Here is a 25,771-nt window from a genome sequence, read left to right as displayed (position 1 = left end):
CGCCCCTCAGGGTCTGCGATCAAGGTCGCGGTAACGGCGGATGCGAGCAACATCATTCTCGGCCTCCAACGCCAGCATCACTGCGTGAAGGTGCTCGATATCGCGCAGGTCCACATCGACAATCAGACGATAGAAGTCAGGCTTGCGATCGATGAAATTCAGATCGGAGATATTGGCCTTCTGCTCCCCGATCAGGGTGCAGATCCGCCCGAGAACGCCCGCTCCGTTGGAAATAGTCAGGTCGAGCGACACCGTGTGCTGCGCGGCGTGCGGACCCGCGTGCCATTGCAGATCGACCCAGCGATCTGTCTCGGCCTCCAACTCCTCAAGCGCGGGACAGTCGATGGCGTGAGTGATGACGCCGCGCCCGCGATAGGTGATGCCGACAATCCGCTCGCCAGGCACAGGCTGGCAACAATCAGCGCGGTGGAAGGTCTCGCCTTCCGACAGGCCGATCACGGCGCGTTTCGCCTCGATCTCGTCACTCTCCTCGATGAGTTCAGGATAGAGCGCGCGCACCACATCGGACGCCGCAAGCTCGGCCGAACCAACTCGCGCGAGCAACTCCTCGGCACTGGCCAAAGACAACTGGTTGGCCGCAGTTTTCAACGCCTTATCGGTGGCCCGTTTGTTCACATGGGCAAAGGCCACGCGCACCAGTTCTGTGCCGAGTTTGACGAACCGTTCGCGGTCCTCTTCGCGCAGGGATTTGCGGATCGCGGCTTTAGCACGTCCCGTCACCACAATATCGAGCCAAGTGCCCTGTGGTCGCTGCCCTTCGGCCGTGAGCACAACCACGGACTGACCGTTTTTCAAACGTGTCCAAAGCGGCACGCGAATCCCGTCAACCTTGGCACCAACGCAGCTATCCCCGATCCGCGTGTGGATCGCATAGGCAAAGTCCAGAGGTGTCGCGCCCTTGGGTAGGGACACGACCTCGCCTTTCGGCGTGAAACAGAACACCTTGTCGGCATACATTTCGAGCTTCACATGCTCGAGAAATTCGCTGTGATCCTCGGCGTTCTCGAAACGCTCGGTCAGTTGCGCGAGCCACTTGGCGGGATCAACGGCAAAGGGGTTCTGCGCGCGCACGCCATCGCGGTAGGACCAATGCGCGGCCACGCCGCTTTCGGCCACATCGTGCATCTGCTGCGTGCGAATCTGTACCTCGACACGCTTGCCATCACGTCCTGAAACGGTGGTGTGGATGGAGCGATAACCGTTGGATTTCGGCTGACTGATGTAGTCTTTGAAACGTCCAGGAACTGCCTTCCACCGCTGGTGGATTACGCCAAGCACACGATAGCAATCAGCCTCGGAGCGGGTGATGACGCGAAAGCCGTAGATGTCGGAAAGACGTGAGAAGCTCTGCTGCTTCTCCTCCATCTTGCGCCAGATCGAATAGGGTTTCTTCGCGCGCCCGAATACATCCGCGTCGATCTTCTGCTTTTCCAACTCGGTGCGAATGTCGTTGGTGATCTTGTGGATCACATCGCCCGTCTCGCGTTGCAGCGTGATGAAACGGCGGATGATCGAGTTGCGCGCGTCGGGGTTGATGACGCGGAAGGAGAGATCCTCCAACTCTTCACGCATCCATTGCATCCCCATGCGCCCTGCCAGCGGCGCGAAGATGTCCATGGTTTCACGCGCTTTCTGGAGTTGCTTTTCATGGCGCATCGACTTGATCGTGCGCATGTTGTGGAGGCGGTCGGCCAGCTTAACGAGAATCACCCGCAAGTCTTTCGACATGGCCATGAAGAGCTTGCGGAAGTTTTCCGCCTGCTTGGTCTCGGTCGACGACAGTTGCAGGTTGGTCAGCTTGGTCACACCATCGACAAGATCGGCAACTTCCTGACCGAAACGCCGCTTCACCTCCTGGTAGGAGGCGCGGGTGTCTTCGATCGTGTCGTGGAGAAGGGCCGTGATGATCGTCGCGTCATCGAGCGCCTGTTCAGTCAAAATGGCGGCAACGGCAACGGGATGGGTGAAATACGGCTCGCCAGAGTGGCGGAACTGCCCCTCATGCATCTCGCGGCCATAGGCGTAGGCCTCGCGGATCAGATCGGCATTTGTTCGTGGATTGTAGTTACGGACCAGCGCGATCAGGTCTTCGACGTCGATCATGGCCGGTCCGCGAACTCCGTGTCTTGGCCGTGCGAGTTGCGCACGACGCTATTACTGCTGCCCCTGTGCTTCCATCAAAGCGCGCAGAAGCTTCTCCTCGGACATGTCGTCGTCGGCGGGCTTGTCGGTTTCCTGCCCCATGAGAAGCGCCATTTGGTCTTCTTCGGGTTCATCAACCTCGATCTGCGTCTGATAGAACTCGATCGCGCGTTCGCGCAGGGAGTCGGCGGACTGGGTCTCTTCCGCGATCTCGCGCAGTGCCACGACGGGATTCTTGTCGTTGTCGCGGTCCACAGTCAGGGGAGAACCCGCAGCGATCTCACGGGCACGGTGCGACGCAAGCATCACAAGCTCGAAACGGTTCGGAACCTTATCGACGCAATCTTCTACGGTCACGCGGGCCATGGGATCTCCAATCTCTATCAGGACGGGGTAACAAGCGCTCTATTTAGGCCGCTTACAGACGAATGACAAGAACGGATGGAAGGGCTATCCCCTCAATTCTAGGTGTTTTGGGCGAATTTACGCCCTGTGCCGCCGATTTCAGAGCGGTTTGACCGCCTCAATATCACCCACAGGCAAGGCGCGCAGCATATCCGCAACTGATTTTCCCGTGATCGGATGGGTCCAATCAGCCGCGACATCGGAAAAGGGAATCAGCACAAAAGACCGCTCGGCTAGGCGCGGATGTGGAAGAACAAGCCCCTCGGGTGCGCGCGCCATCTGCTCGTCAAGTGGCAACGCCATCCAGTCGCGCACCGTGTCCACATCAGGGCAGATCACATCACCATAAGCCAGAAGATCCAGATCGAGCGGACGCGCGGCCCATCGTTCCTTGCGCTCACGCCCGAAGGCACGTTCGATCTCGTGGAGTTGTAAGAGCAATTCGGACGGGGACAGCGACGTTTCGACCCCCACAACAGCATTTACGAAATTCGGCCCCGACCCCGCAGGAAAAGCAGGCGTTTCGTAAAATCGGCTTTCGCGCGCCACCACAAAACCGTGCTCCGCCATCATCTCCAGAGCCGCGCGCAGCGTCTCTTTCGGCGGCCCCGCGAAGGACGGCTGATTGGAGCCAAGAGCAATAAAAGCTGGACGATCCCGCGACGCAGAATGACTGAGATCAAATTTCACGACGTTACGATCCTATATACAGCGTCTGGTTGTCCGATTCCGTAATCACTATATATGTTCCCTTCGCGGCACCACAGATTTTGAGTCGCGGCACAAACGTCTGGCAAGAAACACAAGGCCACCCAATGTTTTATAAAGATGAACGTCTCGCCCTATTTATTGACGGCTCGAACCTCTACGCAGCAACGAAGGCGCTCGGGTTTGATATAGACTATAAACTCCTGCGTCAGGAGTTTATGCGTCGGGGCAAGCTGTTACGCGCGTTTTACTACACGGCGCTGTTAGAAAATGACGATTATTCGCCGATCCGCCCGTTGGTCGATTGGCTGAATTACAACGGCTTCACCATGGTCACCAAGCCCGCCAAAGAGTTCACGGACTCGATGGGTCGACGCAAGGTGAAGGGCAATATGGATATCGAACTGACCGTCGACGCGATGGAACTGGCCCCGCATGTGGATCACATTGTGTTGTTCTCGGGCGATGGCGATTTCCGCCCGCTGTGCGAAAGCCTCCAGCGACAAGGCGTGCGCGTCTCCGTGGTCTCCACTATTCGCAGCCAGCCGCCGATGATCGCCGACGAGCTACGCCGTCAGGCTGACAATTTCATCGAGCTGGACGATCTGCGCGAGGTCATCGGACGTCCGCCGCGCGAATTCACCGACAACGATCGCCTCGACAACGACTAGGCGGCTTCAACACGTCAAACGGTTAGCGGGCAGGTCACATTGGCCTGCCCGACTTCGTTTGGAGACAGGTTGGGTCTGGACCTCGGCCCGCCTGCGCCTTACCTCTGGGAGGCGAACAGGAGTGCCCAATGTCCAAGCCCGACCTCACCCTCTATCTCGCCGCCCCGCGCGGGTTCTGCGCAGGCGTCGACCGCGCGATCAAGATCGTGGAAATGGCCATCGACAAGTGGGGGCCGCCCGTTTTCGTGCGCCACGAGATCGTGCACAACAAATTCGTCGTGGACAGCCTCAAAGACAAGGGCGCGGTCTTTGTCGAGGAGTTGGACGAGTGTCCCGATGACCGCCCTGTGATCTTCTCCGCGCATGGCGTGCCCAAAGCGATCCCAGCCGAGGCCGCGCGTCGCGAAATGGTCTACGTCGACGCGACCTGCCCGCTGGTCTCCAAGGTTCATATCGAGGCTGAGCGCCATCACGAAAACGGGTTGCAAATGGTCATGATCGGCCACGCGGGCCACCCCGAAACCATCGGCACAATGGGCCAACTTCCCGACGGCGAAGTGCTCCTCGTCGAGACGCCCGACGACGTGGCGGGGCTCGACGTGCGCGATCCGTCGCGGCTGGCTTTCATCACGCAAACAACGCTTTCGGTGGACGACACCGTTGATATCGTCGCCGCCCTGCGCGCCCGCTTCCCCGATATTGTCGGCCCGCATAAGGAAGACATCTGCTACGCCACCACCAACCGTCAGGCTGCCGTGAAAGCCATCGCGCCACAAATCGACGCGCTCTTGGTGATCGGCGCACCGAACTCATCCAACTCGCAACGCCTCGTTGAAGTGGGCAGCGCCAACGGATGCGCCTATGCGCAATTGGTGCAACGGGCCACGGACATCGACTGGCGCGCGCTTGAAGGGATCACATCGGTCGGCATCACGGCGGGCGCATCGGCTCCCGAAGTGCTGGTCAACGAGGTCATCGACGCCTTCCGCGACCGCTTCGACGTGACACAAGAGTTGGTCGAAACCGCGCAAGAGAACATCGAGTTCAAAGTGCCCCGCGTTCTGAGGGTGCCCGCCCAATGACCGAAATCCACGCATGGACCGATGGTGCCTGTTCGGGCAATCCTGGCCCTGGTGGCTGGGGCGTTTTGATGCGCGCGCTCAAGGATGGCACCGTCATCAAAGAGCGCGAACTTAAGGGTGGCGAGGCCGAGACCACGAACAACCGCATGGAGCTTCTGGCCGCGATCAACGCGCTGGAGACGCTCAAACGCCCGACCGACATCACCATCACCACTGACAGCGCCTACGTGAAAAACGGCGTGACGGGGTGGATTCACGGTTGGAAGCGCAACGGCTGGAAAACCGCATCCAAGAAGCCAGTCAAGAATGTGGATCTCTGGCAGCGTCTGGATGAGGCGCAGGCGACCCACAACGTGACGTGGAAATGGATCAAGGGTCACGCAGGCCACGCCGAGAACGAGCACGCCGACGAGTTGGCTCGGGCGGGAATGGCCCCCTTCAAGCCTGCGAAGTCGGCAGCAAAATGACCTTCGTCGGGGCGCTCGATTTCGCCGCGGTCGTGGTGTTTGCGATCTCTGGTGCGCTGGCCGCATCGCGCGCGCAACTCGACCTCGTGGGCTTTGCCTTCGTCGCCTGCCTGACTGCGGTCGGGGGCGGCACCACCCGCGATGTACTGCTCGGCCGCGACGCAGTGTTCTGGATCGAGGATGTCACCTACATCGGCGTTGCTGTTCTGGCGGCCTTCGTGGTGTTCTTTACCGCCCACCTGTTTGAAAGCCGCCTCAAGGTGCTGACATGGGCCGATGCTGTCGCACTTGCCGTGGCGGTTTCGGCGGGCGTAGGTGTGGCCAACGAGATGGACCAATTGCCCGTTATCGTCGTGATCATGGGGATCGCCACGGGGTGCTTTGGCGGGTTGATGCGGGATGTGGTGTGTAACGAGGTCCCGCTCGTTCTCAAACAAGGAGAGCTTTATGCCTCTGCGGCCTGCGCGGGGGCAATTGCGGGGGTGGTGACGACCTTTATCACCCCGTCCCCCGTGGTGATGGCTCTAAGCTGCGGGATCGTGACATTCGTACTGCGCGCGGGAAGTTTGCGCTTTGGCTGGACGCTACCAGTCTATAAATCACAGCCGCCGCGCAGCTGACGTGTCAGGGGCGACCGCCGATGCCAAGGAAATCGGTGTAATACTCGGACGCCACCAGCACGAGAACGCAGACCACGGCCCAGCCGCCAGGTCGCGTAAAGAGCCACAGGCATAGCCCGACAAACAGTCCCAGCAAACGTCCTGGTATGGAGAGCAGGCCGAGCATCACCGCTTACCCGCGCTCCGAGAGCTTCTTCCAAATCCAGATGAGCAGCATCGCGCCAATGACCGCACCGACGAACCCACCAAGGAAGCCGAAGAGCGATCCGACAAGGCGCAGGATCAAGCCGCCAAACAGCGCGCCGGCCATCCCGATCCCGATAGTCATAGGCACGGAGGTGCGCATATCCAGAACGCGGGTCGCGATGAACCCAGCCGCTGCACCAACGATGATCAGATAGAGTATGGGCATGTTGCCCTCCTAGCGTTTGCGCCAATGCGTGGGAACAATAATCAACGCCCCGAGAGACGCAACGATGGCGTTCACCCCTGAGGGGCGAAATCCGAGGCCAAACATCAACTTTACGAAATAGGCGAGGAAGGCTCCGCCAACGCAAATGATGATCGACTGGAGATAGCCGTTTCGGGTGAACCCCGTCTTCTCTGACGCGTAGCCGACGATGCCAGCGATAACGACTGTGCCGATCAATACGGGAAACATGCGAACCTCATTTGAATTGGCTGCCCTCGGGGAGTTCCAATCCTTTCAGAATTTCATCCACAGGCATAGCCCGTTTTCCCTCACGCTGCGCAACTGTGATCTCGACCGCACCCGTGCCACAGGCGATGGTGAACGGGCCGATCACCGTGCCCGCCTCGCCCGCACCATCCGTGACGCGCGACATGTGGAACTTGATCCGCTCACCGTTCAGCGTGGCCCATGCACCTGGAAACGGGGTGAGGCCGCGAATTTTGCGGTCCACCTCGGTGGCAGAGCTGGACCAATCGATCCTAGCTTCGGCCTTGTCGATCTTCTTGGCGTATGTAACGCCCTCTTCGGCCTGCGGCTCGGGGACCAGAACCGACAGCCCGTCGAGCGCGGCGCAGATCGCATCGGCCCCCATCTCGGACAGGCGGTCATGCAGCGTGGCGGTGGTGTCTTCGTCGGAAATCTCGGTTTCCTGCCGCAAGAGCACCGGCCCCGTATCGAGACCCGCCTCCATCTGCATCACGCAAACACCCGTCATCGCATCGCCCTCAAGGATCGCGCGGTGGATCGGGGCGGCCCCGCGCCAGCGCGGCAGGAGTGAGGCGTGGATGTTGAGGCAACCGTGTTTCGGCGCATCGAGCAACGCCTGCGGCAGGATCAGCCCGTAAGCCACGACCACAGCTACATCCGCCTCAAGCGCGGCGAAGGCCTCGACATCGGTGGCATCCTTGAAATTGAGCGGGTGTCGCACGGGTAGACCAAGAGCCTCGGCGCGCGCATGAACGGCGGTCGGGCGATCTTTCTTCCCACGCCCTGCAGGACGCGGCGGCTGGCAATAGACACAGGCAATCTCGTGCCCCGCCTCAACCAGCGCATCAAGCACAGGCACGGAGAAGTCGGGCGACCCCATGAACACAACCTTCATTTCATCGCTCCCGTCTTCTTCGCTTTCTTGAGAAACATCTGACGCTTCACAGGTTTGAGGCTGTCGAAATACATCCGCCCCTGAAGGTGGTCGATCTGGTGCTGGACGGAAGTGGCCCAGAGATCAACGAAATCGCGCTCTTCTTCCTCGCCATGCTCGTTGAGAAAGGCGACCGTCACCGCGCGGGGGCGGGAGATCACGGCGGACATTCCGGGCAGGTTCGGGCTGGCTTCCTCATGTTCGCGCAATCTGCTGGAGGCGTGCAGGATACGGGGGTTGGCCATGCGCACGGCTTTGCCACGTTCGGTCGAGCAATCGACCACGGCGAGCTGCTGCATCACGCCGATCTGCGGCCCTGCAAGCCCGTAGCCTGGCATGGCGTCCATGGTCTCGACCATGTCATCCCAGATCGCGCGCACCTCGTCGGTGATCGCCTCGACGGGGGGCACGGCGGTTTTCAGGCGCTTGTCGGGATAGGGCAGAAAGGGGCGCGTCGGCATGGCGGTCCTCGGATCGTCGTTACACTGGTGTCGCAGGCCTCACGCGCGCGGGACCGTCACGGGACAGCTTACGCCCGCGCCTGTTCGCGCTTCAGCTTCTGCATCTTGCGGGTGATCATCTGGCGCTTGAGCGGCTTCAGATAATCGATGAAGAGCGTGCCGTTGAGGTGGTCGATTTCGTGCTGGACGCAGGTGGCCCACAACTCGTCGAACTCCTCTTCGTGCGCCTTGCCCGTTACGTCCTGCCATTGAACACGCACCATCTTGGGACGTTCAATCTCGGCATATTGTCCAGGAATGGAGAGGCATCCCTCCTCGTAGACGTTCTTATCCTCGCTCTCCCAAACAACTTTCGGGTTCACGAGTGCCATGGGTTCGGGCGTGCCACCCTCTTCCTTCACGCAATCCATTACCAGAAGACGGTTCATCACGCCGATCTGCGGCGCGGCCAGTCCGATGCCAGGCGCTTCATACATCGTCTCCAACATATCATCGGCCAACGCCGCCAAAGCGGTGTCGAAGTCCGTGACGGGATCGCATGTCTTTTTCAGACGCGGGTCGGGGTGGATCAGGATCGGTCTCAGGGTCATGGGATGCATGTAGTCAAACCCGCGCGCGGGTGCAACTGTGACGGCACACAGAGCGCGGCAAGGGTCATCACTTCATGCAATGACCGTGTTCGCCGTTTTTCCATTTCATCCACCGCGCAGCGCATCTAAGCTCTCAAAAAAGTGCAAGAGGACGCCCCATGACCGACAGCCGTTTCGACGAAATTATCAACCGCACAGGCACCCATTCCGCGAAGTGGGACCAGATGGAGGCCCTTTATGGCGTTTCGCCCAAAGACGGCATCCCGATGTGGGTCGCTGACATGGATTTCCGGCCCCCTGCCTGCGTGCAAAAGGCGGTCGAAGATATGGCGACCCACGGCATCTACGGCTATTTCGGAGACGAAGGCGACTACCACGCTGCGATCCAATGGTGGATGAAAGAGCGCCACGGCTGGGAGGTTGATCCTGCATGGATTTTCACCACACACGGATTGGTCAACGGAACGGGGCTTTGCCTTGAGGCCTTCACCAAAGCAGGCGACGGGGTTGTGCTCACCACGCCCGTCTACCACGCCTTCGCCCGCACGATCAAAGCAGCGGGTCGCGAAGTGGTCGAGTGCGAACTCGCGATGACCGATGGCCGCTACACGATGGATTTCGATGCGTGGGATGCGCAGATGACGGGCAATGAGACCATGTTCATCCTGTGCTCGCCGCATAACCCGGGTGGCCGAGTCTGGACGCGCGAGGAGTTGCAAGGCGTAGCCGACTTCTGCAAATGCCACGATCTGATCCTCGTGTCCGACGAAATCCACCACGACATCGTATTTGGCGGGAACACCCATATCCCTATGGCGCAGTTCAGCGACATCACCGACAGGCTGGTGATGATGACCGCGACGACCAAGACCTTCAACATCGCGGGCAGCCACGTGGGCAACGTCATTATCGAAGCCCCCGAGTTGCGCAAACAGTTCGCGGGAACGATGGCGGCTTTGGGTATCTCGCCCAATTCCTTCGGCGTTCATATGGCCACTGCCGCCTACTCGCCCGAGGGAGCCGCGTGGGTGGACGACATGGTGGCCTATATCGACGGCAACCGCGCGATTTTCGACGCGACGATCAACGCCATTCCGGGGCTGGCGTCCATGCCCTTGGAAGCGACCTATCTGGCGTGGGTGGATTTCTCGGGGACGGGAATGAGCAAGGACGAATACCTCACCCGCGTGCAGAAGACCGCTCGTGTCGCGCCCAACCACGGCGAAACATTCGGCACAGGAGGAGAAAGCTACTTACGCTTCAACCTCGCAACCCCGCGCAGCCTCGTTCAAGAGGCTTGCGACAGGCTCACGGCGGCGTTCAGCGATCTTCAGTAAAAACGCCTATCGCGGCAACAATGCGATCGGCGCGTCGTCGGGGCGATCATAGTCCAGCGGCGCACGGTCAGTGGCTGCGGTGGAGCGTTTGAACTCGAACTGCATTTCGTGGCCGTCATCCTGACTGGCCACGATCAGCGCCTGATAGAGGTGCCTAGAGCCGTCATAAACGTCGACCAACCCGCGCAAGTGATCGGCATCGTCGCGGTCGAGGGCAAAGCCGTTTTCCCACATCCGCAACACGCGATAGGTCTCCTCCCCCGTCTGCACACGCAGGCGAGACCGCTTCTTCAGGCTCGCCTTGCGGGCAAGCTCCAGACCTTCGCGGACCTCTTTGGGTAGGAATTCGGATGTGTATTCGGACATAAGACCACTCCAAGCGTTGGTTAACACTAAGATGCGCCGAATATAGTTACCGTCAAGTTACCCTTTCGTGACGGTCCCTTCCGATCTTCAGGAGTCACCCGTTTGCCGCACTCGCGGGCGCAGCACATGCGGCATGTCGGGATCGTAGAGCGCACTGTCGATGAAGTCCGAAACCTCACCCATAGCTGGGCCAACGAGGATCAGGGCCGTGCGTGTAATTTTCTCGGCGCGGACCTTTTCACGGATATCCGACAGGGTGCCGCGGATCAGCACCTGATCGGGCCAGCCAACGCGATAGGCCACGGCAACGGGACAGTCCGAGCCGTAGTACGGCGCCAATTGCCGCTCGATCTCGCGCAGGTTGCGAATGCCGAGGTGAATGGCCAGCGTTGCCCCTGTGCGGGCAAAGTTCTCCAGCGTCTCGCCTTCGGGCATGGAGGTGGATTTCATCGAAACGCGGGTCAAAACGATGGACTGCGCGATCTCGGGGATGGTGAGTTCCTGCCCCAATGCAGCGGCAGCGGCGGCATAGGCGGGCACACCAGGAATGATTTCGTAGTCGATCCCATCGGCGCGCAGGCGGCGGATCTGCTCGGCAATTGCGCCATAGAGCGAGGGATCGCCGCTATGAACACGGGCAACGTTCTGCCCCTTCTCATGGGCCAGTTTGATCTGTGCATGGGTGTCGTCGAGGGTCATCGGTGCGGTGTCCATCACCAGCGCCCCTTCGGGTGCGCAGGCCACGACCTCCGCAGGGACCAGCGATCCCGCGTAAAGGCAAACGGGACATTCCCCGATCAACCGCTCGGCCTTCTTGGTGAGCAGTTCGGGATCACCTGGCCCCGCGCCGATAAAGTAGACCGTCATGTGGAGCTCTCCCCTTCGAGGTGGCGGTTGCCGACGTGTTTGAGATCACCGTCGATGCGGCGGGCATAGCCGCGCGGCGTGAACATGCGTGGCCCTTCGCCCAGTTGCGCAAGGCGCGTGTTGGAGGATCCGACGAGCACAACCGTCAGCATATCCACCTCGTCCACGTCTAGTTCATCAAGGCGGCGGTAGCGCACATGCTCGGTCGCGCGCCCCAGATTGGAGGCCAGCATCACGGGCGTGTCGGCGTGACGGTGTTGCAACAAGATATCCCGCGCCTCGGCCAAAAGCGTGCGGCGTTTCTTTGATACGGGGTTGTAGAAGGCAATGACGAAATCGCCTTCGGCGGCGGCTTTCAAGCGTCGCACAATGTCGTCACGCGGCGTCAGAAGGTCGGAGAGCGAGATGGCGCAGAAGTCGTGTCCCAAGGGAGCACCCGCCCGTGCAGCCGCGCCTTGAAGCGCCGAAACACCAGGGGAGCAGATGACCTCTGCCCGCCGCGCTGCATCCGAAACGCCGTTCTCGTCAGGCCCTCGGTCGAGCAACTCAAACACCAGTGCGGCCATGGCGTAAATGCCTGCGTCACCTGAACAAACCAGCGCAACGTTCTTGCCCTTCGCCGCCTGTTCCAGCGCGTAGCGGCAGCGGTCTTCCTCCCCGCCAAGGGGGTAGTCACTGCGCTGTTTGCCTGCGGCGAGCGGACCGAGAAGGTCGATGTAGAGCGAGTAGCCGACAAGCTCCTCGGCGTCAGCGATCAGCTTCGACACTTCGGGCGTGCGCCATGCGGCCTGGCCTGGTCCGATGCCGACGACGGAGAGGCGGCCACGCGGTCTGCCAAGAGGCTGCGTGATGACGGTTTCGGCGCGGGCGAGGGCGGCGGTGGCCATTTCGGATTTGATCTTCGGATGGGTCAGAGAAACCGCCTCCCCGCCACAGGCCAGCGCGGCATTCTCGGCCACGCCATGCGTGCCGATCTCATTGAAAACAATGTCGGATTTCGTGGCCGCGCGCTCTGTCTCCGCCTCCAGTTCCGCCGCCGTGAAGAGGCGCAGCGGCACGTCCCACGCTTTCGCCAAAGCGAGAATCGCGGGCTCGTCGGCCTTGAGGTCAACGGTCGCGATTGCGGCGAGGCAGTGGTGAGAAATGCCAGCGGTTTCAAGCTGTTGGCGGGCGAGTGCTTCCAACTCTTCGGGTGGACAATTGCGGGAGCAGCCGACACCGAGGATGTAGCGTTGCGGGTGGTAGACGAGGGTTGCGGTGTCGTCTTCTTGCGGCGCTTCGGTGCATAGGAGTGTTGCGCCCGTGCCTTCGGGCACATCGGAAAGCCATGCGGCGGCCTGTGCGAAATCGCCAGAAACCGTTGCGCCACCGTGACTTAGCATCCCTGCCATGGCCGTTTTAGCGGCCTCGGGATTGGCCAGTTTCCACCCCGCGGGCGGCGCGTCCAGCGCCACGCCCATCGACACATCTCCCGCTGTGGTGATCGCCGCTTTGGCGCCCAAAAATCCAGCGATTTCAGAGGCTAAGCGGTTGGCGCCGCGATGACCTCCGAGCAGCGGAATAACCACACTGCCGTTGTCGGCGACAGACAAAACGGGCGGCTCGGTTGTCTTGTCGCCCAGAAGCGGCGCGACGGCGCGGATGAGGATGCCGCTGGCGCAGACGCCGATGACGGGAATACCCGCCGCGAACAGGTCGCGGATATGCTCTAAGGCATTGGAAAAGCTAATCTTTGCCTGAGTGCGCCCTTCGCGGCCATGAAGCTCGGCTCCGAGTTCCACGGCGATTTTCGCGGCGGTCGCCTCTCCGCTGGCGCTTACGGCCACAACTACGGGTTTTACAGCCACGGGTCGGCCCCTTTCACGATCAGGATCATGGAAAAATATGGTGCCTTTTCAGGCGCTTGCGCGAGTGGAAGGACCACCTCGTCGGGGGTCGATGCACGCTCGATATAGACCGCTTTTTCGGTCAGGCCCGCCTCCTTGATCACGGCACGGACAGCGGCAAAATGGCGGCCCAGCTTCATGATCGCGATGGTGTCGGACCCCTGTATGATATCCGTCGGATATGTGTCGGACATCTGTCGGACCCCTGCGTACGCTATCTTAGGGGCGGGTAAAATTGTGACCACCTCGTTACGCGCCGCCATAGGCAGCCCCGAAACGGCGGCGCAGGTCGTCACCGAGGTCACACCAGGCACGACCTCAACCGCATAGTCCTTTCGCAACCGCGCGAAGAGATACATGAAGGAACCGTAGAAGAACGGGTCGCCTTCGCAGAGCGCCACCACATCGCGACCTGCATCAAGAGCGGCGCGGATCTCGGCTGCGCCCTTGTCATAGGCAGCCTGCGCGGGGCCACGCTCGACGCTCATAGGCACATCCATGACAATCTCCTGCGCAGTGGCGGGGATCAACTCGGCGGCGATAGCGCGGGCAAAGGACGAGCCGCCCGCAAGCGTCGGGTAGGCGATGACTTCGGCGTTTTCGATCAGCCGCGCAGCCTTGCGCGTGATCAGATCGGGATCACCTGGCCCGAGGCCAACGCCATAAAGGGTGCCTTTCATGCGATAACTCCCTTGGTCAGCGACCATTGCGTAACGGTCATGAAGGGTTTCCAGCCGTGCAGCCGCCCGACAGGTTTGGCGCGCTCCACCGAGAGGCGGACAAGCTCGCCGCCAAATTCAGCGTGCAACGCCAACAGCGCAGCCTCGCCCTCAAGCGTGACGGTATTGGCCACGAGCCGCCCGTGGGGTTTGAGCGCGGACCATGCGGCGTCGAACACGGCGCGGGTCAGGCCACCGCCGATGAACACCGCGTCGGGCGCGGGCAATCCGTCAAGCGCGGCGGGAGCCTCCCCGTCGATCAGTTTGAGTGCGGGTGCGCCCAAGGTCACGGCATTGGTTGTGGCCATGTCGCGGCGGTCCGCGCGGCGCTCGATCCCGATGGCGCGGGCGTCTCGTGCCGCGCGCATCCATTCGATTGCCACGGAGCCAGAGCCGCAGCCGATATCCCAAAGCAGCGCCCCGCGTGCGGGCGCGAGTTTGGCCAGCGTCACGGCGCGGGTCTCGCGTTTGGTCATATTACCGTCCGAGAGGAAGGCATCGTCGGGAAGTCCCGTGCGTGGGAGCAGGGCCGCGCCCTCGTCGGCGATACATTCCACCGCGAGGGTGTGGAAGTCTGGGACGGCGTGGGACCAGTCGGCGGCAGTGCCCTCGAACCGCGCCTCATCCGCGCCGTTCATATGTGCCAGCACCGTGAGGCGGGAAGCACCATAGCCGCGCTCGGTCAGGAGGCCCGCGACCTCGGACGGGCTTTGCGCGTCTTTGGTGAGGATAAGCAGCCTTTGGCGGGGCGCGAGGAAGGGAACGATCTGCGCCGCAGGGCGTCCGTGGATGGTGAGCGTCTCGCAATCGGCGAGGCTCCAGCCAAGACGACAGGCGGCGAGTTGGAAGGCGGAGAATTGCGGGTGATAGGTGATCTCGGCGGGGTCGATCTCCCGCCCGATACGTGCGCCGACCGAGTACCAGAGCGGGTCGCCCGTGGCGAGGACCGCAACACGTTTGCCCCGCAGCGCCCGCAAGTCAGAGATCAGCGCGTCAAAGGGCGAGGGCCATGCGCGGCGCTCGGCCTTGAGCCTATTGGTCAGGGCGTGGTGGCGGTCTGCGCCGAAGATAACCTCGGCACTTTCCAGCACAGCACGGGTGGCGGGGGTGAGGCTGTCGAGGCCATCATCACCGATGCCGATGACATGGAGCCAAGGTGCGCGGGTCGTCATTGCCGCTCCCCGATTTCAGGCAGGCCCACGGCGAGCGCATTGACCGCCGCCGATGCGATGGCCGATCCGCCGCGCCGTCCCTTGAGCGCCACGAAAGGCACACCGCGCGGGTTGGTGGCGAGTTCGGCCTTGCTCTCGGCGGCACCGACGAAGCCCACGGGGAAGCCAAGGATGAGCGCGGGTTTGGGTGCGCCTTCGTCGATGCGTTCGAGCAGGTGAAAGAGCGCCGTGGGGGCGTTGCCGATGGCGACAACCGCACCGTCGAGGTGGTCGTCCCACAGTTCCACGGCAGCCGCCGAGCGGGTATTGCCGATGGCCGCGGCGCGATCAGGCACGGCAGGATCGTTGAGCGTGACGATGACCTCGTTTTCGGCGGGCAGGTAGCGGCGGATGATTCCCGCGCCGACCATTTCACAATCGCACAGGATCGGCGCACCGGCTTGCAGGGCCGCGTGGCCCGCCTCATAGGCCCCTTGCGAAAAGGCGAGGCGGTCGGCCACTTCGACCATGCCGCAGGCGTGGATCAGGCGGATGGCGAGATGCTCCATGCCCGCGCCGAAGCGATCAAGGCGCGCTTCGCGCCGCACGGTGGCGAAGCTCTCCGCGTAGATCGCCTTGGGGTCTTTGATGTAGGGGCGCATCACTTTGCTTTCCGCGCGCTTTCCGGCCCGTGCGGGTGATCCGCGTGCGGGTAGACGGGATGCACGTGGTCATGGTCATGGTGGTGATCGTGACCGTGGTGATGATGATGGTCGTGACCGTGGCTATGACCGTGGTGGTGGTCATGGTCGTGGTGGTGATGCTCGTGCTGCATGTCGAGACGGCACATCCCCGTGCAGAAGGTATCGCACAGCGTACAATCGGCCACGTTGGAACCAGGTGCGGAGGCGCCTTGGCCCTCGACGTGGTGGTGGTGGCTTTCCTGCACCGCGCCGACCTCGGCCTCGAAGCCGATCACTTGGGTGCGGTATTTGCACAGCACGCAGGTGGGTGGCGGCATGTCGGCAAAGGCGGGGTGGTTGCGGTCCTCGGAGGAGATGGTGCGGCTCTCGCCCTTGTCCATCGCCAGCACTTGGGTGCGGTAGGCGCAGATGCCGCAGTTGGGGATCTGCGCGTCGCCCGCCTGTTCGGTGATCCGCTCGGCGAAGGTTTCGAGCACCTTCGGGTGGTCGCGCAGGTAGCCTGCTTTGACGAACTGGATGTCGGGGTGTTCGGCGGCGACCTGATCGGTGAAGCCGTAGATGCGGTCGATCAGGATGCCTGTGAAGAGGAAATAGGGGAAGACGATGACGCGCTTGTAACCGAGCTTGGAAACGTGTTGCAGGCAAGGCTCCACGAGCGGGAAGGTCACGCCCGAATAGCCCACTTCGCACCAGCCGAAGCCCATGCCTTCCCACAGCATCCGCGCGATTTTCGACACGTTGGCGTTGGCATCAGGGTCAGAGGCCCCGCGCCCGATGACGACCAGTGCGGTCTCGTGCAGCGGCATTTCACCATGTTCGGCATTGGCGGCATCTACAGCGGCGCGCACACGGTCGGCGGCGGCGGCGATCATCTTGGGATCAACGCCAAGTTCGCGACCATAGGAGATGTCCACACCGTGTTTGGCGGCGTAGGTGTTGAGAACCGTGGGGATGTCGTTCTTGGAATGCATCGCGGCAAAGAGCATCCCCGGCACGGCGAGAATGCGGTCGCAGCCCGCCTCGCGCAGACGGTCAAGGCCGTCGCGAATCACAGGGTTGGCAAATTCGAGATAGCCGTAGTCAACCAGCCAGTCCTCGGGAAGAAGCGCGGGCAGTTTCTCGGCCAGCACGGCAAATTCGTCCACGGCGGCTTGGCTGCGTGACCCGTGGCCGCAGATCATCACTCCGGTTTTCATGGCGCTCACGCTTCCTGCGGGTCGGCGTCGGAGGAGGCGTCGCTCTCGGCGGCCTCGTTTTCGCTTTCCTGCGCGGCTTTGGAGCCCTTGATCGACTTGATCGCACCGATGATGGCAACGCCAGCCGCAATGCCCAGCGCGATGCCAGCGACCCAATGGTCGTGACCTGCGACGGTGTCGGTGATGTGTCCGGGATGCGCAACGGCAGGGGCCGCGGCGAGGAGAAGGGGAAGGGCTGTGACACTGCGCAATGTGCGGCTCATGGTATATCCTTGTCGTTTGCCCGAACGGGCGGGCGTTACTGTCAAGGAGGCTTGGGACGATCCGCGCGGTGCGGCGCGGGCGACCTTTGACGATGCTGCATCCGATCCCCGATATGGGTCGATCTTTCCTGCGGCCAACCTCTCTGTCCCGCATGGCGGGGCTCGTCGCCCCATCTATAGGATGCGCGGGGAGGATTCTCAAACGCTTTCCACGCAGCTCCTGTCGCATGGCAATGTCCTGCGCGAGGTCCGTTATATTTCTGTGCATATGCGCAGGCATTCTGCGCCCCAATCAACATTTTCGCACACACGTCTGCGCACTAGGTTTTGTTTAACGAAATATACGGGGCGCGGCCTTTGGAGCCGTGCGATCAGGAGTAATGACATGGGATATTTGCAAGACGGCGAATGGCACGACAGCTGGTATGACACCAAGGCATCGGGCGGGCGGTTCGTGCGCACCGTCACGAGCTTCCGAAACTGGATCACGCCAGACGGATCGGCAGGACCGAGCGGAGAGGGCGGCTTCAAGGCCGAGGCCGACCGCTATCACCTCTATGTCTCCTATGCCTGCCCTTGGGCCCATCGCACGCTGATCTTCCGCGCGCTCAAGGGGCTGACGGATCTCGTCACGGTCTCCGTGGTGCATCCCGACATGCTGTCGGAAGGCTGGACCTTTGATGCGGATTTCGACGGAGCGACGGGCGATGATCTCTTTGGCCTGCCCTACCTGCGCGACATCTACACCAAGGCCGATCCGCAAGCTTCGGGCCGTGTCACTGTGCCAATCCTGTGGGACAAACAGCGCGGCACCATCGTGTCCAACGAAAGCGCCGAGATCATCCGCATGTTCAACTCTGCCTTCGACGGGCTCACGGGCAATACGCTGGACTTCTATCCCGATGACCTCGCCCCTCAGATCGACGCACTCAACGCGCGTATCTATGACACGGTGAACAACGGTGTTTACAAGGCCGGCTTTGCCACGACGCAGGACGCCTACGACGAGGCGGTTGGTCCGCTCTTTGACAGTCTCGACTGGATCGAGGGCATTCTGGCTGAAAACCGCCACCTGACGGGCGACCGCGTGACCGAGGCCGACTGGCGGCTCTTCACCACCTTGGTCCGTTTCGACAAGGTGTATCACGGGCATTTCAAGTGTAACCGCCACATGCTCAAGGATTACCCGAACATCTGGGGCTGTGTGCGCGAGCTTTACCAATGGGTGGGCGTGGCGGAGACCGTGAACTTCGATCACATCGTGCGCCACTACTACTACAGCCACGACACGATCAATCCCAACCGCATCGTCCCAGTCACACCCGAGATTGATTTCGACGCGCCGCACTGTCGCGGGTAGATTTGACTTGCACTTGTGCGGGCGGGTGGCAAAAGAGGGGCCATGACGACATGGATCACCATTTGCGAAACCTGCAAGCGCGACGATTGGGCCGCGCGCGGGGATGAGAAAACCGACGGCGAGGTTCTCGCCGCCGAGATCGAAGCCCGTGCGGAGAAGGCAGGCGTTGCGACGCGCCGCGTGGCTTGCACCATGGGCTGCGAGCGTGCGTGCAATGTGATTGTGCAGGGCGCGGGCAAAATCGGCTATAGCTTGGGCAAATTCGACGGCACGGCGGAGGACGCCGAGGCCATCGTCGCCTATGCCGCGCAACATGCCGCCGCACCCACAGGCCAAGTGCCCTTCCGCGAATGGCCCCAAGGCGTGAAGGGGCATTTCGTCTCGCGGCATCTGCCCCTGCCCGAGCCCTCCGACGGAGATACCTGATGAGCAGGCATCGTGATCATGGGGGCGGGTTGGACGCCGCCGTGGCGCGATACGGCGGGGAACGATCCGATTGGATTGACCTGTCCACGGGAATCAATCCCGACCCCTACCCTATTGGCGAGATCGGCGCAGACGCTTGGTCCGCACTCCCTGACGCCGCGGCGCAGGATCATTTGATCCAGTCCGCCCGCGCGTTCTGGAACGTGCCTGACGAGGCGGCTGTTCTGGCCGCTCCTGGAGCCTCTTCGCTGATCGCGCGCATCCCCGCGCTCTGGCCTCAGGGACGGGCGCGGATCGTGACGCCAACCTATAACGAACACGCGGGCGCCTTTGAGGCGCATGGCTGGGACGTGGGCGAGGATTTCGGATCGGTGCAGGTCGCTGTGCATCCCAACAACCCCGACGGGCGGCTTTGGAATGCAGCGGAGTTTACCGCGCCCTTCACGGTGATCGACGAGAGTTTTTGCGATGTCGCGCCCGAAACCAGCCACATCGACCGCACCACCCGCGACGATACGATTGTGCTGAAAAGCTTCGGGAAGTTCTGGGGTCTGGCGGGGCTGCGGCTCGGCTTTGCCATCGGCGCGCCTGCGCTGGTGGATCGTCTGGCGACGATGATCGGACCGTGGGCGGTCTCTGGCCCCGCGCTCACCATTGGCGCGGCCGCCTTGAGCGATCCCGAATGGGCGGCGGAGACACGGGCGAGACTGTCGGAGGATGCCGCGCGGCTTGATGCTCTCGTGACAGACAAGGGTGCGCGGCTTGTGGGCGGCACGACACTTTTCCGCCTTTACGACGTTGACGACGCCCGCGCATGGCAGCGGCGACTGGCCGAAGGGCGTGTTTGGTCGCGGATCTTCCCCTATTCGGAGCGATGGCTGCGGCTCGGCCTGCCCCCCGCAACGGGATGGGATCAGGTGGAGGCCGCGCTATGAGCACGGGCCTTGCGCTTCTTCTGGCACTGCTGCTGGATGCGGCACTGGGCGAACCGCGCTGGCTTTGGTCGCGTGTGCCACATCCTGCCGTTGTGATGGGGCGGCTCATCGGTTGGGCGGACGAACGGTTCAACGCGGGCGACCATCGAATTGCCAAGGGTGCCGTGCTGATCCTCGCGCTGGTGCTTCTTTCGGGAGTGGCGGGCTATGTCCTCGCCCTCTTCCCCCTGCTCGACATCGTGGTAGCCGCGATCCTGCTGGCGCATCGTTCGCTGGTGGATCACGTCGGAGCGGTGGCAAAGGCGCTCACCACGGGACTGCGCGAGGGACGGGCGGAAGTGGGCAAAATCGTCGGACGGGACACCGCCGAGATGACGCCTGACGCGGTTGCCCGCGCCGCTATCGAGAGCGCGGCGGAGAATTTTTCCGACGGCGTTGTTGCGCCTGCCTTTTGGTTCCTGATCGGCGGCCTGCCCGCGATGCTGATCTACAAGATGGTCAATACCGCCGACAGCATGATTGGCTACCGCACGGAACGCCACGAGGAGTTTGGCAAGGCCGCCGCGCGGCTCGACGACCTGCTCAACCTGATCCCCGCACGGCTCACGGCGCTCTTCATCGCGCTGACGCACCTGCGGATCGAACCCGTCGGCATCGCCCATGACGCCGCACGGCATCGCTCCCCCAATGCGGGCTGGCCCGAAGCGGCGATGGCACGGGCGCTTGACGTGGCGCTTGCGGGGCCGCGTTCTTACGGGGGCACGCTCACGCCTTTCCCTTGGGTGCATCCTGATGGCCGCCGCGACGCACAACCTGCCGATATCACCCGCGCCTGCGGTGCGCTCTGGCGGGTCTGGGGCGTGATGGTCGCGGTGACTGCCATCGTCGCGTTTGCGTGAGAGCGCGGTGGTGGGTAACGTGCCTGCAAACCAGTTTACCAAGGGACACGTCATGACATTCACCGCCCGACTCCGCGCGCCATTTCAATCGTTTGGCCGCACCGTAATTTCCGCGAGCATCCTCGCCGCGAGCCTTGCCCTGCCACAGGTGGGGGCCGCGCAGACAGTCGTGCCCTGCGGCGGCTCCTTCGGCAGTTTTGTCGGCAACATGAAATCCCACGCGCAATCGCGCGGCTATGACAAGGCTACCGTTGACCGCTTCTTCGCCTCCGCGCAAAAAAGCGATGCGGTGCTGCGCGCCGACCGTGCGCAGGGCGTATTCAAAAAGGACTTCATCGACTTCTCCCGCGCTGTCATCAGCCAGAACCGCATCGACAACGGTCGCCACTACGGCGGCAAATACGCCTCGGTTTTCGACCGAGTGGAACGCGAATTCGGCGTGTCGCGCGGGGTGCTTCTGGCCTTCTGGGCGCTGGAAACGGACTACGGTCAGGTGCAGGGCAACTTCAACACGCTCAACGCGCTCATGACCCTCGGCCATGACTGCCGCCGCCCCGAGTTGTTCCAGCCACAGATCGTCGCTGCGCTGGAACTCTATGCCCGTGGCGACTTTGACCCCGCGACCACGCAGGGCGCATGGGCGGGCGAGATCGGCATGGTGCAAATGCTCCCCGAAGACATTCTCCACAACGGCGTGGACGGCGACGGTGACGGGCATGTCTCGCTCAAGACCTCCGCGCCCGATGCGCTTATGTCAGGCGGCAAGATGCTCAAGGATCTGGGCTGGCGTGCGGGAGAGCCGTGGTTGCAGGAGATCACCGTCCCTTCCAATCTCGATTGGTCGAAAACGGGTCTGGATACCAAGCTGACAGTCTCGCAATGGGCCAAGCTCGGCGTGAAGCCGCGCAGCGGATCACTCGGCAACGGCAACCTGAAGGCCTCCGTCATCCTGCCGATGGGTCGCAAGGGGCCCGCCTTCCTCGCCTATCCGAATTTCGAGGTCTACTTCGAGTGGAACAAGAGTTTCGTCTACGTCACCACGGCGGCCTATTTCGCCACCCGTCTTGAGGGCGCTCCAGTTTACAACGCGGGCAATCCCGATGCGAGCCTGTCGGGTGCGCAGATGGAACAGTTGCAGCGCAAGCTCTCGGCGCGTGGGCATGATGTCGGCGGTGTCGATGGTATCCTTGGCCGCAAGACCCGCGCGGCGGTGCAAGCGGAGCAAAAGCGGCTTGGCCTGCCTGCCGATGCGTGGCCGACAACGGCGTTGCTGAACGCGCTGTAAGGCTCAACGACACGCACAATCCCCGCCCTATGCGGCGGGGATTACGCCACCATCTGCTCGGCTTTTTTGAGGTCGACGGAGACCAGCTGGCTCACACCCTGCTCCTGCATCGTCACGCCAAACAGGCGATCCATCCGCGCCATAGTAACGGCGTGGTGGGTGATGATGAGGAAGCGCGTGTCGGTCTGGCGCGTCATCTCGTCAAGCATGTCGCAGAAGCGCGTGACGTTGGCATCGTCGAGAGGCGCGTCCACCTCGTCGAGCACACAGATCGGCGCGGGGTTGGCAAGGAACACCGCAAAGATCAGCGCCAGCGCGGTCAGCGTCTGCTCCCCACCTGACAACAGCGAAAGGGTGGAAAGCTTCTTTCCAGGTGGCTGGCACATGATTTCCAGCCCAGCCTCAAGCGGATCGTCGCTTTCGACCAGAACGAGTTTCGCCTCGCCCCCGCCGAAGAGGTGTTTGAAGAGGTTTCCGAAACTCTCGTTGACCTGCTCGAAGGCGGTCAGGAGACGTTCCCGGCCCTCGCGGTTGAGCGCATTGATGCCCCCGCGCAGGGTCTTGATCGCCTCTTCCAAGTCGTTCTTTTCCGCGACCAGAGAGTCATGCTCCTCGCGCACTTCGCGGCTGTCTTCCTCGGCACGCAGGTTCACCGCACCCAGACTGTCGCGCAAGCGTTTAAGGCGGTTCACATCGACTTCGATGGTATCGTGGTCGGCGATCGTTTCGGGGTCCACGTCGAGCTCTTCGAGCAAGGCGCGGGGCGTGGTTTCCAACTCCTCGCGAATACGGGCCACGGCGCCCTCGACGGTTTCACGGGCGGCATCGCGGCGAGCTTCGGCGGCGGCGCGGGATTCGCGAGCCTCGGACGCCAATCGCTCGGCCTCGCGTTCAGCCTGCACTGCATCGCGTAGAGCGGTCTCCCCCTCGGCCAGCGCGTCCGACGCGGCTTTACGGCGGGTTTCGGCTGTGGCGATTTCCTCCATGAGGCTCGCGCGTTTCTCCGCGATTTCGGCGGGGCGGGTGGAGGCGGCTTCCAACTCCTGCTCGGTTGCGTTTTTGCGCTCCATCAACTCGCCGATGCGCTTCTCGGCGGTCTCAAGGCGGTGACGCCAGCCGCTCAATTCCTTGGTCACTTCCTGCGAGCGGCGGGTGCGGGCCTCGCCCTCGCGGCGGATTTCGTCGTGGCTTGAGCGCTTGGTCATCATGGTGATCCGCGCGGCCTCGACGGTCATCTTGATCTCTTCGATACGGTCGCGGGCGGCTTGCAGATCGGGCAGCCCTTGAAGCCCCTTCTCGGCCTCTCTCAAACGCGCCTCGGCGTCGCGGGCGTCGCTTTCGTGGCGGGACACGGCGAGACCAAGATTCTCAACCTTGCCCTCGGCGAGGCTGCGGTCATTCTCGGCGCGTGACAGGGCGCGGGCCGCCTCGGAAAGCGCGCGGTCGGCCTCACGACGGTCTTCGCGTGCGCGGCGGTCCTCTTCGGTCAGGCGCGTCAGTTCGGCCTTGAGATGGTCGTGGGCGGCAACCGCGCCCGATGCCTTGGCCTCGGCGGCAACGAGTTCCTGTTTGAGGTCTTCCAAGCGGTTGAGTTGTTGCAGGCGCAGTGCGGCGGCGGAAGGGGCGTCCTCGGCCCCTGCGCGGAACCCGTCCCAGCGCCACAGGTCGCCCTCGATGGAGACCAGACGTTGACCCGGCTCCAACTCGGCCTGAAGCCGTGCGCCATCCTCGGCACGCACGAAACCGATTTGCGAGATGCGGCGTTTGAGCAGGTCGGGGACGGTGACGAAATCGGCAAGCGATTGCACGGAGGGCGGCAAGTCCTGATCGTCGTCATACTCGGGCAGCGTGACCCAGCCCGACGCCTGATAGCTCTCGATGGCGGGCTGGCGCAGGTCGTCGGCCAGCGCGGCGCCCAGCGCCTTCTCATAGCCAGATTGAACCTTCACGAGATCGAGAAGTTGCGTACCCGATGTCTGGTCGCGGTCGAGCAGTTTGGCGAGTGCGGAGACTTCGGCCTTGAGCGCACCGACCTCGCCCTCGGCCTCGGAACGTGCAGCGCGGGCTTGGCTTTCACGGGTATGGGCTTCGGCGCGGGCCTCGTCTGTAGCGAGCAGCTTGGCTTCGGCAGCCTCGGCGCGGGCGGTGGCCTCGTCCTGCGCGGCTTTGGCGGCTTCGAGCGCTGCGCCAGATGTCTCCATCGCCTCGCGGGCGGCGTCTACGGCCTCGCGGGCGCGATCAGCCTCGACGCGAGCGCGTTCAAGTGTTTTCCGGTTGTCTTCGACAAGGCGGTTGGCGGATTGGTGGCGCGCAGAGAGGCGGGCCACATCCTCGGTCAGTTCCGACAGGTCGGTTTCGCGGTCGGACAGGATCTCGCTGGCCTCTTGTGATTCCAGAGCGGCGGCCTCAAGGCGCGGGCCATGGCCCTCGGAGGCCTTGGCCAGTTCCTTTTGCTCCCATTCCAGCCGCGCGATGGTTTCACCCGCGTCCTTGTTGAGCTGTTCCTCACGGGCCATGTCGGCCACGAGTTGTTCGATACGACGAGTGAGCGTTGCGATCGTGTCGGCGGTGCGGCTCTCTTCCTCGTCCAACTGGTCGCGGGCGGTGGTGAGACGTTGCAGGACAGCGGCCGCGATGGCCTCCTCCTCACGCAGGGGCGGGAGGGCCTCTTCGCGGGCTTCGCGCTGCTTTGATGCCTCGCGGGCAAGGCGCTCGGCCTCCCCTGCCTGCTTGGTGCGGGTGCGCAAAGCATCATCGGCCTCGGAGCGTGCTTCGTCGGCATCGCGCCAACGGCGGTAGTAAAGCAGCCCCTCGGCATGGCGCAGTTCCGTCCCGATCTCGCGGTAACGGGCGGCCTGACGGGCTTGGCGGGCGAGCGAGGCCAACTGGCTGGCGAGTTGTTCGATCACGTCATCGACACGGGCGAGGTTGGTCTCAGCGCCCTTGAGTTTCAACTCGGCCTCGTGGCGGCGCTGGTAAAGTCCCGAAATCCCCGCCGCTTCCTCAAGCACGCGGCGACGGTTCTTCGGCTTGGCGTTAATCAGTTCTGAAATTTGCCCCTGACGCACGAGCGCGGGCGAATGTGCGCCCGTGGAGGCGTCGGCAAAGAGCATGGACACATCGCGGGCGCGAACGTCCTTGCTGTTGACCTTATAAGCGGAGCCCGCGTCGCGGGTGATACGGCGGATGATCTCGACGCTATCGGCGTCGTTGAAACCGGGCGGTGCGAGGCGCTCGGAATTGTCGATCATCAGGGAGACTTCGGCAAAGTTGCGCGCGGGACGCGTCGAGGCACCAGCGAAGATCACATCTTCCATGCCGCCGCCGCGCATGGCCTTGGGGCGGTTCTCCCCCATGACCCAGCGCAATGCCTCCAGCAGGTTCGACTTGCCACAACCGTTCGGCCCGACAACACCCGTCAGCCCGTCCGCGATCACAAGATCGGTCGGGTCAACGAAGCTTTTGAAGCCGTTCAGTCTAAGGCGGGTGAACCGCAAGGGCGCATTCCTCTCTGATTCCGTCGGATAGAGCGAGTGTTCGGAGGTGACTGCCGCGTGTCAATGGCGATGCACCGAGATGTGGGCAATCAGGCACAGT

The 25,771-nt window shown here is 62.6% G+C and carries 28 protein-coding genes; 10 read left to right on the top strand and 18 right to left on the bottom strand.

The genetic code is table 11. The annotated features are described in order from the left end of the window. Positions 1-6 precede the first annotated feature (6 nt). The 3 genes from ACN0SC_RS14995 to folK all read right to left on the bottom strand — a co-directional run bounded on the left by ACN0SC_RS14995 (position 7) and on the right by folK (position 3,258). Positions 7-2,124 carry a RelA/SpoT family protein gene (locus tag ACN0SC_RS14995; protein ID WP_417250501.1) on the bottom strand — a complete coding sequence of 706 codons (2,118 nt, stop codon included), beginning with the start codon at positions 2,122-2,124 and terminating at the stop codon, positions 7-9. A 51-nt stretch (positions 2,125-2,175) separates the two neighbouring features. Continuing rightward, positions 2,176-2,529 carry a DNA-directed RNA polymerase subunit omega gene (gene rpoZ / locus ACN0SC_RS14990; protein ID WP_417250500.1) on the bottom strand — a complete coding sequence of 118 codons (354 nt, stop codon included), beginning with the start codon at positions 2,527-2,529 and terminating at the stop codon, positions 2,176-2,178. A 138-nt stretch (positions 2,530-2,667) separates the two neighbouring features. Beyond that, entirely contained in the window at positions 2,668-3,258 is a 591-nt protein-coding gene (folK, locus tag ACN0SC_RS14985; protein WP_417250499.1) for a 2-amino-4-hydroxy-6-hydroxymethyldihydropteridine diphosphokinase, read from the bottom strand. Positions 3,259-3,383: 125 nt separating this feature from the next. On the opposite strand from folK, the gene ACN0SC_RS14980 reads away from it, so the two are divergent. From ACN0SC_RS14980 to ACN0SC_RS14965, 4 genes are all read left to right on the top strand, one after another. Next, the gene (locus ACN0SC_RS14980; RefSeq protein ID WP_417250498.1) at positions 3,384-3,947 is read left to right on the top strand and encodes an NYN domain-containing protein; all 564 of its coding nucleotides are present in this window, start codon (positions 3,384-3,386) and stop codon (positions 3,945-3,947) included. A gap of 128 nt (positions 3,948-4,075) precedes the next feature. After that, positions 4,076-5,029, top strand: coding sequence for a 4-hydroxy-3-methylbut-2-enyl diphosphate reductase (ispH, locus tag ACN0SC_RS14975; RefSeq protein ID WP_417250497.1), 954 nt, complete (start codon positions 4,076-4,078; stop codon positions 5,027-5,029). Further along, complete coding sequence (gene rnhA, locus ACN0SC_RS14970) at positions 5,026-5,496, top strand: ribonuclease HI (RefSeq protein WP_417250496.1); 471 nt, start codon at positions 5,026-5,028, stop codon at positions 5,494-5,496. The genes ispH and rnhA overlap by 4 nt, the downstream gene beginning before the upstream one ends. Beyond that, positions 5,493-6,116 carry a trimeric intracellular cation channel family protein gene (locus ACN0SC_RS14965; RefSeq protein ID WP_417250495.1) on the top strand — a complete coding sequence of 208 codons (624 nt, stop codon included), beginning with the start codon at positions 5,493-5,495 and terminating at the stop codon, positions 6,114-6,116. Before rnhA ends, ACN0SC_RS14965 begins: the two co-directional genes overlap by 4 nt. A 4-nt stretch (positions 6,117-6,120) precedes the next feature. On the opposite strand, the gene ACN0SC_RS14960 is transcribed toward ACN0SC_RS14965, so the two are convergent. The 6 genes from ACN0SC_RS14960 to def (ACN0SC_RS14935) form a co-directional block, all read right to left on the bottom strand. Continuing rightward, positions 6,121-6,282: a hypothetical protein gene (locus ACN0SC_RS14960; RefSeq protein ID WP_417250494.1), complete on the bottom strand. Its 162-nt coding sequence runs from the start codon at positions 6,280-6,282 to the stop codon at positions 6,121-6,123. Between the two features lie 6 nt (positions 6,283-6,288). Next, positions 6,289-6,528: a GlsB/YeaQ/YmgE family stress response membrane protein gene (locus ACN0SC_RS14955; RefSeq protein WP_417250493.1), complete on the bottom strand. Its 240-nt coding sequence runs from the start codon at positions 6,526-6,528 to the stop codon at positions 6,289-6,291. A gap of 9 nt (positions 6,529-6,537) precedes the next feature. Continuing rightward, positions 6,538-6,777 (bottom strand): hypothetical protein, encoded by a 240-nt coding sequence (locus tag ACN0SC_RS14950; protein WP_417250492.1) that lies wholly within the window; start codon positions 6,775-6,777, stop codon positions 6,538-6,540. A gap of 7 nt (positions 6,778-6,784) precedes the next feature. Continuing rightward, the gene (gene fmt, locus ACN0SC_RS14945; RefSeq protein WP_417250491.1) at positions 6,785-7,690 is read right to left on the bottom strand and encodes a methionyl-tRNA formyltransferase; all 906 of its coding nucleotides are present in this window, start codon (positions 7,688-7,690) and stop codon (positions 6,785-6,787) included. Further along, positions 7,687-8,190 carry a peptide deformylase gene (gene def / locus ACN0SC_RS14940; RefSeq protein WP_417250490.1) on the bottom strand — a complete coding sequence of 168 codons (504 nt, stop codon included), beginning with the start codon at positions 8,188-8,190 and terminating at the stop codon, positions 7,687-7,689. Before def (ACN0SC_RS14940) ends, fmt begins: the two co-directional genes overlap by 4 nt. Positions 8,191-8,258: 68 nt before the next feature. Next, entirely contained in the window at positions 8,259-8,780 is a 522-nt protein-coding gene (gene def, locus ACN0SC_RS14935) for a peptide deformylase (RefSeq protein ID WP_417250489.1), read from the bottom strand. Between the two features lie 158 nt (positions 8,781-8,938). Between def (ACN0SC_RS14935) and ACN0SC_RS14930 the strand changes: the two genes are divergently transcribed. Continuing rightward, entirely contained in the window at positions 8,939-10,117 is a 1,179-nt protein-coding gene (locus tag ACN0SC_RS14930) for a MalY/PatB family protein (protein WP_417250488.1), read from the top strand. Positions 10,118-10,123: 6 nt separating this feature from the next. On the opposite strand, the gene ACN0SC_RS14925 is transcribed toward ACN0SC_RS14930, so the two are convergent. From ACN0SC_RS14925 to ACN0SC_RS14890, 8 genes are all read right to left on the bottom strand, one after another. Next, positions 10,124-10,483, bottom strand: coding sequence for a hypothetical protein (locus ACN0SC_RS14925; RefSeq protein ID WP_417250487.1), 360 nt, complete (start codon positions 10,481-10,483; stop codon positions 10,124-10,126). 87 nt (positions 10,484-10,570) lie between these two features. Continuing rightward, a complete protein-coding gene (gene cobM, locus ACN0SC_RS14920; RefSeq protein WP_417250486.1) occupies positions 10,571-11,350 on the bottom strand; it encodes a precorrin-4 C(11)-methyltransferase in 780 nt (259 codons plus the stop codon). Further along, complete coding sequence (gene cobJ, locus ACN0SC_RS14915) at positions 11,347-13,197, bottom strand: precorrin-3B C(17)-methyltransferase (protein WP_417250485.1); 1,851 nt, start codon at positions 13,195-13,197, stop codon at positions 11,347-11,349. Before cobJ ends, cobM begins: the two co-directional genes overlap by 4 nt. Then, complete coding sequence (gene cobI / locus ACN0SC_RS14910) at positions 13,188-13,916, bottom strand: precorrin-2 C(20)-methyltransferase (protein WP_417250484.1); 729 nt, start codon at positions 13,914-13,916, stop codon at positions 13,188-13,190. Before cobI ends, cobJ begins: the two co-directional genes overlap by 10 nt. After that, the gene (gene cbiE, locus ACN0SC_RS14905; protein ID WP_417250483.1) at positions 13,913-15,127 is read right to left on the bottom strand and encodes a precorrin-6y C5,15-methyltransferase (decarboxylating) subunit CbiE; all 1,215 of its coding nucleotides are present in this window, start codon (positions 15,125-15,127) and stop codon (positions 13,913-13,915) included. Before cbiE ends, cobI begins: the two co-directional genes overlap by 4 nt. Continuing rightward, positions 15,124-15,768: a precorrin-8X methylmutase gene (locus tag ACN0SC_RS14900; protein WP_417250482.1), complete on the bottom strand. Its 645-nt coding sequence runs from the start codon at positions 15,766-15,768 to the stop codon at positions 15,124-15,126. The genes cbiE and ACN0SC_RS14900 overlap by 4 nt, the downstream gene beginning before the upstream one ends. Continuing rightward, the gene (locus tag ACN0SC_RS14895) at positions 15,768-17,006 is read right to left on the bottom strand and encodes a sirohydrochlorin chelatase (protein WP_417250481.1); all 1,239 of its coding nucleotides are present in this window, start codon (positions 17,004-17,006) and stop codon (positions 15,768-15,770) included. The genes ACN0SC_RS14900 and ACN0SC_RS14895 overlap by 1 nt, the downstream gene beginning before the upstream one ends. Positions 17,007-17,011: 5 nt before the next feature. Beyond that, positions 17,012-17,269, bottom strand: a complete 258-nt coding sequence (locus ACN0SC_RS14890) for a DUF6732 family protein (protein ID WP_417250480.1) — start codon at positions 17,267-17,269, stop codon at positions 17,012-17,014. A 385-nt stretch (positions 17,270-17,654) separates the two neighbouring features. On the opposite strand from ACN0SC_RS14890, the gene ACN0SC_RS14885 reads away from it, so the two are divergent. From ACN0SC_RS14885 to ACN0SC_RS14865, 5 genes are read left to right on the top strand one after another with little or no spacing between them, the layout of a single operon-like run. After that, a complete protein-coding gene (locus ACN0SC_RS14885) occupies positions 17,655-18,629 on the top strand; it encodes a glutathione S-transferase family protein (protein WP_417250479.1) in 975 nt (324 codons plus the stop codon). Positions 18,630-18,671: 42 nt separating this feature from the next. Next, positions 18,672-19,055: a DUF1636 family protein gene (locus ACN0SC_RS14880; RefSeq protein ID WP_417250478.1), complete on the top strand. Its 384-nt coding sequence runs from the start codon at positions 18,672-18,674 to the stop codon at positions 19,053-19,055. Continuing rightward, positions 19,055-19,990, top strand: a complete 936-nt coding sequence (locus ACN0SC_RS14875) for a threonine-phosphate decarboxylase (protein WP_417250477.1) — start codon at positions 19,055-19,057, stop codon at positions 19,988-19,990. The genes ACN0SC_RS14880 and ACN0SC_RS14875 overlap by 1 nt, the downstream gene beginning before the upstream one ends. Next, a complete protein-coding gene (gene cbiB / locus ACN0SC_RS14870) occupies positions 19,987-20,889 on the top strand; it encodes an adenosylcobinamide-phosphate synthase CbiB (RefSeq protein ID WP_417250476.1) in 903 nt (300 codons plus the stop codon). Before ACN0SC_RS14875 ends, cbiB begins: the two co-directional genes overlap by 4 nt. 52 nt (positions 20,890-20,941) lie before the next feature. Further along, positions 20,942-22,174: a lytic murein transglycosylase gene (locus tag ACN0SC_RS14865; protein ID WP_417250475.1), complete on the top strand. Its 1,233-nt coding sequence runs from the start codon at positions 20,942-20,944 to the stop codon at positions 22,172-22,174. A 41-nt stretch (positions 22,175-22,215) separates the two neighbouring features. Here the strand turns inward: ACN0SC_RS14865 and smc are convergent, their stop codons facing one another. Further along, positions 22,216-25,671, bottom strand: a complete 3,456-nt coding sequence (gene smc / locus ACN0SC_RS14860; RefSeq protein WP_417250474.1) for a chromosome segregation protein SMC — start codon at positions 25,669-25,671, stop codon at positions 22,216-22,218. Positions 25,672-25,771 lie beyond the last annotated feature (100 nt).

The organism is Celeribacter sp. (assembly GCF_048261515.1).
Lineage (GTDB): Bacteria > Pseudomonadota > Alphaproteobacteria > Rhodobacterales > Rhodobacteraceae > Celeribacter.
The sequence above is the reverse complement of the archived record's forward strand: the minus strand, read 5'-3'. Positions and strand labels throughout refer to the sequence as shown.

Excerpts from the sequence above, each read along its gene's own strand:
- rpoZ (WP_417250500.1), bottom strand. The coding sequence starts at position 2,529 with ATGGCCCGCGTGACCGTAGAAGATTGCGTCGATAAGGTTCCGAACCGT.
- ACN0SC_RS14960 (WP_417250494.1), bottom strand. The coding sequence starts at position 6,282 with ATGCTCGGCCTGCTCTCCATACCAGGACGTTTGCTGGGACTGTTTGTC.
- ACN0SC_RS14965 (WP_417250495.1), top strand. The coding sequence starts at position 5,493 with ATGACCTTCGTCGGGGCGCTCGATTTCGCCGCGGTCGTGGTGTTTGCG.
- ACN0SC_RS14925 (WP_417250487.1), bottom strand. The coding sequence starts at position 10,483 with ATGTCCGAATACACATCCGAATTCCTACCCAAAGAGGTCCGCGAAGGT.
- ACN0SC_RS14980 (WP_417250498.1), top strand. The coding sequence starts at position 3,384 with ATGTTTTATAAAGATGAACGTCTCGCCCTATTTATTGACGGCTCGAAC.
- cobI (WP_417250484.1), bottom strand. The coding sequence starts at position 13,916 with ATGAAAGGCACCCTTTATGGCGTTGGCCTCGGGCCAGGTGATCCCGAT.
- ACN0SC_RS14890 (WP_417250480.1), bottom strand. The coding sequence starts at position 17,269 with ATGAGCCGCACATTGCGCAGTGTCACAGCCCTTCCCCTTCTCCTCGCC.
- ispH (WP_417250497.1), top strand. The coding sequence starts at position 4,076 with ATGTCCAAGCCCGACCTCACCCTCTATCTCGCCGCCCCGCGCGGGTTC.
- fmt (WP_417250491.1), bottom strand. The coding sequence starts at position 7,690 with ATGAAGGTTGTGTTCATGGGGTCGCCCGACTTCTCCGTGCCTGTGCTT.
- ACN0SC_RS14995 (WP_417250501.1), bottom strand. The coding sequence starts at position 2,124 with ATGATCGACGTCGAAGACCTGATCGCGCTGGTCCGTAACTACAATCCA.
- ACN0SC_RS14950 (WP_417250492.1), bottom strand. The coding sequence starts at position 6,777 with ATGTTTCCCGTATTGATCGGCACAGTCGTTATCGCTGGCATCGTCGGC.
- ACN0SC_RS14955 (WP_417250493.1), bottom strand. The coding sequence starts at position 6,528 with ATGCCCATACTCTATCTGATCATCGTTGGTGCAGCGGCTGGGTTCATC.
- def (WP_417250489.1), bottom strand. The coding sequence starts at position 8,780 with ATGACCCTGAGACCGATCCTGATCCACCCCGACCCGCGTCTGAAAAAG.
- rnhA (WP_417250496.1), top strand. The coding sequence starts at position 5,026 with ATGACCGAAATCCACGCATGGACCGATGGTGCCTGTTCGGGCAATCCT.
- cbiB (WP_417250476.1), top strand. The coding sequence starts at position 19,987 with ATGAGCACGGGCCTTGCGCTTCTTCTGGCACTGCTGCTGGATGCGGCA.
- cobM (WP_417250486.1), bottom strand. The coding sequence starts at position 11,350 with ATGACGGTCTACTTTATCGGCGCGGGGCCAGGTGATCCCGAACTGCTC.
- ACN0SC_RS14880 (WP_417250478.1), top strand. The coding sequence starts at position 18,672 with ATGACGACATGGATCACCATTTGCGAAACCTGCAAGCGCGACGATTGG.
- ACN0SC_RS14900 (WP_417250482.1), bottom strand. The coding sequence starts at position 15,768 with ATGCGCCCCTACATCAAAGACCCCAAGGCGATCTACGCGGAGAGCTTC.
- ACN0SC_RS14875 (WP_417250477.1), top strand. The coding sequence starts at position 19,055 with ATGAGCAGGCATCGTGATCATGGGGGCGGGTTGGACGCCGCCGTGGCG.
- ACN0SC_RS14895 (WP_417250481.1), bottom strand. The coding sequence starts at position 17,006 with ATGAAAACCGGAGTGATGATCTGCGGCCACGGGTCACGCAGCCAAGCC.
- ACN0SC_RS14885 (WP_417250479.1), top strand. The coding sequence starts at position 17,655 with ATGGGATATTTGCAAGACGGCGAATGGCACGACAGCTGGTATGACACC.
- def (WP_417250490.1), bottom strand. The coding sequence starts at position 8,190 with ATGCCGACGCGCCCCTTTCTGCCCTATCCCGACAAGCGCCTGAAAACC.
- ACN0SC_RS14930 (WP_417250488.1), top strand. The coding sequence starts at position 8,939 with ATGACCGACAGCCGTTTCGACGAAATTATCAACCGCACAGGCACCCAT.
- cbiE (WP_417250483.1), bottom strand. The coding sequence starts at position 15,127 with ATGACGACCCGCGCACCTTGGCTCCATGTCATCGGCATCGGTGATGAT.
- ACN0SC_RS14865 (WP_417250475.1), top strand. The coding sequence starts at position 20,942 with ATGACATTCACCGCCCGACTCCGCGCGCCATTTCAATCGTTTGGCCGC.